This window comes from Streptomyces durbertensis (assembly GCF_014156695.1).
Lineage (GTDB): Bacteria > Actinomycetota > Actinomycetes > Streptomycetales > Streptomycetaceae > Streptomyces > Streptomyces durbertensis.
The window spans coordinates 1-6,345 of record NZ_WMLF01000319.1 but is presented as its reverse complement, the minus strand read 5'-3'; the positions used below and the strand labels follow the sequence as shown (position 1 = coordinate 6,345).

General features: G+C 72.4%; 4 protein-coding genes. 1 reads left to right on the top strand and 3 read right to left on the bottom strand.

The genetic code is table 11. From position 1 onward, the window contains the following. Positions 1-375 precede the first annotated feature (375 nt). From GL263_RS19125 to GL263_RS19115, 3 genes are all read right to left on the bottom strand, one after another. The gene (locus GL263_RS19125; protein ID WP_182856957.1) at positions 376-1,104 is read right to left on the bottom strand and encodes an aggregation-promoting factor C-terminal-like domain-containing protein; all 729 of its coding nucleotides are present in this window, start codon (positions 1,102-1,104) and stop codon (positions 376-378) included. A gap of 527 nt (positions 1,105-1,631) precedes the next feature. Continuing rightward, complete coding sequence (gene phoH2, locus GL263_RS19120; RefSeq protein WP_182856956.1) at positions 1,632-2,951, bottom strand: RNA 5'-3' helicase PhoH2; 1,320 nt, start codon at positions 2,949-2,951, stop codon at positions 1,632-1,634. A gap of 1,289 nt (positions 2,952-4,240) precedes the next feature. Next, complete coding sequence (locus tag GL263_RS19115; protein ID WP_182856955.1) at positions 4,241-5,023, bottom strand: isoprenyl transferase; 783 nt, start codon at positions 5,021-5,023, stop codon at positions 4,241-4,243. Positions 5,024-5,162: 139 nt separating this feature from the next. Here GL263_RS19115 and mgrA point away from each other — a divergent pair, with 139 nt between their 5' ends. Next, a complete protein-coding gene (mgrA, locus tag GL263_RS19110; RefSeq protein WP_182856954.1) occupies positions 5,163-6,242 on the top strand; it encodes an L-glyceraldehyde 3-phosphate reductase in 1,080 nt (359 codons plus the stop codon). Positions 6,243-6,345 lie beyond the last annotated feature (103 nt).

The window sequence follows — 6,345 nt, the reverse complement described above, 5'->3', positions numbered from 1 at the left end:
GGGCGTCGGCGAGGGCGGCCTCCTGGCGGCGCTGGTCGCGTTCCTCCCGGTCGGCCTCGGCCCGTTGCCGGTACTCGGCCATCCGGGCGCCGAAGCGCGTCGCGCCCGCCTTGAGGCGCTCAAGTCTGGACATCGGTTCTCTCAGCCCCCGTGTCTGGGTGTCTGTCACGAGCGTGCGCGGTGCGCTCCACCCACAGGGGACGACGTTACCCGGCTCGGGGGTTGCCCGGACCCCCGGGACGCCTCATGCCCCCGCCCGGTTCACCGGTGCGGGGGCATGAACGTGGATCTTGGTGGCCGGAGGGTCTCCCCGGTGGTCACCGACCGGGCGAGGGCGGCTCAGTACCAGTGGCCGGCTCAGTACCAGTGGCCGGCTCAGTACCAGTGGTTGGCCTGCCAGAACTCCCAGGCGCCGCACGGGCTGCCGTAGCGCTCGTTCATGTACTTCAGACCCCAGCGGATCTGCGTGGCGGGATTGGTCCGCCAGTCCGCGCCCTCGGAGGCCATCTTGGTGCCGGGCAGCGCCTGCACGAGGCCGTACGCGCCGGAACTCGGGTTCTGCGCCCGGTAGTTCCAGGTGCTCTCACGCTGCACGATGTTGGAGAAGCACTGGAACTGGCCGCCGCCGACGATCTGCTGTGCCATCGCCTTGACCTGGGCGACGGTGTAGGACGCCTGCTGCGGGAAGTCGCCACCGCCCGCCGCGGGGGCGGAACGCTCGGCGCTGCGGCTTGCGGCGAGTTCGGCCTCGCGCTTCTTCGCGGCCTCCTCGGCGGCCTTGCGCTTGGCCTCCTCGGCGGCCTGCTTCCTGTCCGCCGCGTCCTTGGCGGCCTGCTTCCGGGCGCTCTCCTCAGCGGCCTTCCGGGCGGCGGCGCTCGCGGCGTCGGCCTGGAGGTCGGCCTGCTGGGTGAGGGAGGCGGTCTGGGCCTGGGTGTTGCCACCCACCGGTATGTCTGCGAGGAGCGTCGCGTCAGCGGCAGCGAGCTCGACCGGTTCGGCCGTACCCTGCTGACCGCCCGCTGCCACACCGACGACGGCGCCGACGGTGGTGACCGCGGTGGCGGACGCCACGGCGAATCCCCGGACCGAAATCCGAGTAGTCACACAGTTTCCTTCCACAATGCCCGCTTAGGTGACCTCGCGGGCGCAATCGTGCCCCTGGCACTGACCTCCACGGTGCTGGTCACTCGGAGGTACTGGCCCGGTCGGTCCTCCCCGGAGGGAGGCCCGCGTGGTTCCTCGGGCGGCATGCGACAGCGTCTGCTGTTGAGTTGTGTGGTGCTACGCCCCCCGGAAGGGACGGGTGTGCCACATGCGGGGCCTGACAGGATCCACACCCTGCCGGATGGCGGAGGGTTGAGGCAATTCCAGGCCGAGTGGGAAAGGTCACACATCGTTTGGGCCCGGCGTCTTGCGGAAAAGCGAGCAGGCTGTCCGGTGCCCCGACTATGCTGCCCCGCCCGCCGGTTGGCATATCGCACCAAAGAGCCAGAAACAGGGCGTTCCGCGAGCGGTGCCACCTGATCGCCGGTCATACGACATGGCAAGCGGGCCGGCTGTCCACCGGCCCGCTTGCCATGCCCCGGCGTGTCACGCCGTTTTGCACCGCTGTGCGCGGTTGTGTGCCTCCGTCAGACGCCCTCCTCCAGCATCTCCGTCACCAGCGCCGCGATCGGCGAACGCTCGGAACGGGTGAGCGTCACATGGGCGAACAGCGGGTGTCCCTTCAGCTTCTCCACGACGGCCACCACCCCGTCGTACCGGCCCACCCGCAGGTTGTCCCGCTGGGCGACGTCGTGCGTCAGCACCACCCGGGAGTTCTGCCCGATCCGGGAGAGCACCGTCAACAGCACGTTCCGCTCCAGCGACTGCGCCTCGTCGACGATCACAAACGCGTCGTGCAGCGAGCGGCCCCTGATGTGGGTGAGCGGCAGCACCTCGAGCATGCCCCGGGCGACCACCTCCTCCACGACCTCGGGGGTCGTCACCGCCTTGAGCGTGTCGAAGACCGCCTGGGCCCACGGGTTCATCTTCTCGTCGGCCGTGCCCGGCAGATAGCCGAGATCCTGCCCTCCCACCGCGTACAGCGGCCGGAAGACCATCACCTTGCTGTGCTGCCGCCGCTCCAGCACCGACTCGAGGCCCGCGCACAGCGCCAGCGCCGACTTGCCCGTGCCGGCCCGGCCGCCCATCGAGACGATGCCCACCTCCGGATCGAGCAGCAGGTCCAGGGCGACCCGCTGCTCCGCCGAACGGCCGTGGATGCCGAACGCCTCCCGGTCGCCCCTGACCAGCCGGACCCGGCCGTCGGGCGTCACCCGGCCGAGCGCCCTGCCCTTCTCCGAGTGCAGCACCAGACCCGTGTGCACGGGCAGCTCGGCGACCTCCACGACGTGCAGGCTCTCCGCCGCGAACAGCTCGTCCACCGCCTCGCCCGGCAGGGTCAGCTCGCGCATCCCCGTCCAGCCGCTGTCGGTGATGGCCAGTTCGGCCCGGTACTCCTCGGCCAGCAGGCCGATCGAGGACGCCTTGATGCGCAGCGGCAGATCCTTGGAGACGACCGTGACGTCGTACCCCTCGGCCTGGAGGTTGCGCGCCACGGCCAGGATGCGGGAGTCGTTGTCGCCGAGCCGGAAACCCGCCGGCAGCACCCCCGGATCGGTGTTGTTCAGCTCCACCCGGAGCGTGCCGCCGAAGTCACCGAGCGGGATCGGCGCGTCGAGCCGCCCGAACCGGACCCGGTAGTCGTCGAGTTGGCGCAGCGCCTGACGGGCGAAGTAGCCGAGCTCCGGATGGTGGCGCTTGGCCTCCAACTCCGTGATCACGACAACGGGCAGCACCACCTCGTGCTCGTCGAAGCGCAGCACGGCCGCGGGGTCGGCGAGCAGGACACTGGTGTCGAGGACATAGGTGCGCCGGTCGTTGTCGCGGCGCTTCTTGCTGGTCACCACGGATGGACGAACCCCCTCGGAAGAGGTCGGGGTGCGACTTCGGTGTCGCGGGGGATAGGGCCGGGCCGACCCTTCGACGCACGGGCCGGGCACCGGCCCCTCCCGTCCACCGCACCTGGGGTGCGGGCGTCCGTGGTGCGCAAAGGGCCTCCCGTCGGCCACCGCGCCTGGTCGGTGTGGCGGCCTGCAGGGGGTATTCCCATGATCTGATGCCCGCATGCCGCGCGGGGCGGCGGAACCGCCGTGGCCAGCCCGTTCGGCGGAACGCGGCCGAACCTCCCGCGCCCCTCGCGGGGCGACGAACCGTCGTGCGCCGGGCGCGCGGCCGTCCCGCGGGGACGGCGGGAAATCGCCCGCCCACGCACACGCGCGCCGGCACACACCCGCCCGGATCCGGGCGCGGCTCCCTGAGCCGCTGTGTGACCGCCCGGATCCGGGCGGTCCGCCCGCCGGCCGGCCGGGCCGCCGCGCGGCAGCCCGGCCCCGGCTCGGGTCGTAAGCCGGAAACCCACGGACCGGACCGAAGCACCGGTCGAAGGCGAACCCACCAGAGCCCGACCGAACCGGTCGCAGGGCCGGGCCCCGCGCCGAGCGCCCCACACCGCCGGGCCCGGCCCAACAGAGAGGACCCGCCGTCGGCCCACCCACGCGGCAGGCGACCGACCACGGCGGATCCGGCACCACCGACGGGCCGCCCCGCTCGGGCGGAGGGACCCGCTCGGGCAAAGGCAGATCACACGGAGCCGGGCACGCGGAGGCACCGAACGGCGGGCCGCCCCGGCGCGCGACGGTCCGGCCTCCCGGAGACGCGATCGGACACCGAGTCAGAGCAGAGAGGGTCGACCAGACGAAGTCGGACCCCGCGGAGGCCCCAGGCGACCGGTCGACCCGGGCACGACGGGCCGGGCCAGCCGGGAGATCGGACACCGGGTCAGGCCGGAACGCCAGATCCCCACAGAGCTCCCGGCCGCGAGGGCGCCCCGGACGCACCGAGGGCCGGGCCGGGGCCGGAGCGGGCGGCGAGTCGGACAGGGAGATCGGCCAGAGGGGACGGATCAGGCAGAGGGCCCGGGCCGCGGGTCGGGCAGGGGCGCGACGGGCCGGGCCCGGCGGAAAACAGGCGTCGAGTCGGGCACACGGGGTCGGGCCACGTGAGGTGCGGAAGCCCGGCAACGGATCGGCCCTCGGCGGGCTCGGGCCCGCCGGGAGCTCGGGCCCGCCGAAGCGGGCCCGGCGGGAGTCGGGTGGCGGGTAGGGCTGGGCGCCCGACCTGGCCGGCCCTGCCGGCCTCAGGTGCCGTAGCGGCGGTGGCGCGCGGCGTAGTCGCGCAACGCGCGGAGGAAGTCCACCCGGCGGAAGGCGGGCCAGAACACGTCGCAGAAGTAGTACTCGGAGTGCGCGCTCTGCCAGAGCATGAAGCCGGACAGCCGCTGTTCGCCGCTGGTGCGGATCACCAGGTCGGGGTCGGGCTGGCCGCTGGTGTAGAGGTGCCGGGCGATGTCCTTCGCCTCCAGCGTCTCGGCCAGTTCGGCGAGGGAGTCGCCGCGTTCGGCGCGTTCGGCGAGCAGCGACCTGACCGCGTCCGTGATCTCCTGCCGGCCGCCGTAGCCGACGGCCACGTTGACGAGTATCCCGGTGTCCCGGCCGGCGGACGGCCTGCTGTCCTCGGCTTCCTTCAGCACCCGCTGCATGGCGTCCGGCAGCAGGTCCTTGTTCCCGACGTGGTGGACCCGCCAGCGGCCGTCGGCGGCGAGGTCGCGGACGGTGTCCTCGATGATGCGCAGCAGCGGGTCGAGTTCGACCGCCGGCCGGTCGAGGTTGTCGGTGGACAGCAGCCACAGGGTGACCACGCGGACGTCCGTCTCGGCGCACCAGGTGAGCATTTCGCGGATCTTCTCGGCGCCGGCCCGGTGCCCCTGTTCCGTGGTGCCGCCGGCGGCCTTCGCCCAGCGGCGGTTGCCGTCCAGGATGACGCCGATGTGCGCGGGCACGTGGCTGTGGTCCAGCCTGCCCTCCACCCGGCGGGAGTAGAGCCGGACCACCAGGTCGCGCAGCTTGGCCTTGGCCTTCATCCGAACGATCCGCCTTTCCCTGCCCCCGCCCATGTCAAACCCACAGCAGCCTAATGCCATCCCGGGGGCACGGGCCGACCAGGAGCCGCCCAGAACTGTCACAGCTCCGTGATAGTCCGGTCCGTGATAGTCCAGGAGCATGACGGAACCCACTGCCGACTCCCCGCACTACCGCGCCGCCGACTCCCGTTACGCCGGGTACGACGGGAGCGGCGACACCGGTATGCCCTACCGCCGCACCGGCCGCAGCGGTCTGCTCCTCCCCGAGATCTCCCTCGGGTTGTGGCACAACTTCGGCGACGACCGCGCGCTCACCACCCAACGCGGCATCCTCCGCCGGGCCTTCGACCTCGGCGTCACCCACTTCGACCTGGCGAACAACTACGGTCCGCCGCCCGGCTCCGCCGAGGAGAACTTCGGCCGGATCCTCGCCGAGGACTTCCGCCCCTACCGGGACGAGCTGGTCGTCTCCACCAAGGCCGGCTATCTGATGCACCCGGGGCCCTACGGCGAGTGGGGCTCGCGCAAGTACCTGCTCTCCTCCCTGGACGCCTCGCTGCGGCGGATGGGCATGGACTACGTCGACATCTTCTACTCGCACCGCTTCGACCCCGAGACGCCGCTGGAGGAGACGATGGGCGCGCTGGCGTCCGCCGTCCAGCAGGGCAAGGCGCTGTACGTCGGCCTCTCCTCCTACAACGCGGACCGGACCGCGGAGGCCGTGGCGCTGCTGCGGGAGATGGGCGTCCGGCCGCTGATCCACCAGCCCTCCTACTCGATGCTGAACCGCTGGATCGAGGAGGACTCCCTGCTGGACACCCTGGAGGAGGAGGGCATGGGCTGCATCTGCTTCGCGCCGCTCGCCCAGGGCCTGCTCACCGACCGCTATCTGGAGGGCGTGCCGGAGGGGTCGCGGGCCAGTCAGGGCAAGTCGCTGGACCCGGGTCTGCTGACCGAGGAGGTGCGGCGGCGGCTGCGGGGGCTCAACAAGCTCGCCGCGTCGCGCGGCCAGTCGCTGGCCCAGCTGGCGCTCAGCTGGGTGCTGCGGGACCGCCGGGTGACCTCGGCGCTGATCGGGGCGAGCAGCGTGGCCCAGCTGGAGGCCAACGTCGCCGCCGTACGCGGGCCCGAGCTGACCGAGGAGGAGCTGGTCGAGGTGGACCGCTTCGCGGTCTCCACGCCCGGCACCAACATCTGGGCCAGGAGCAGCGAGGACTGAGCCACGCCGGCTGACGGTCCCCGATCGATGGCCGGCGTGGATGGCCGGCGTGGAAGGGCCGACGGTCGGCGGTCGGCGGTTCACGGGCCCGGTGGGCCACGGC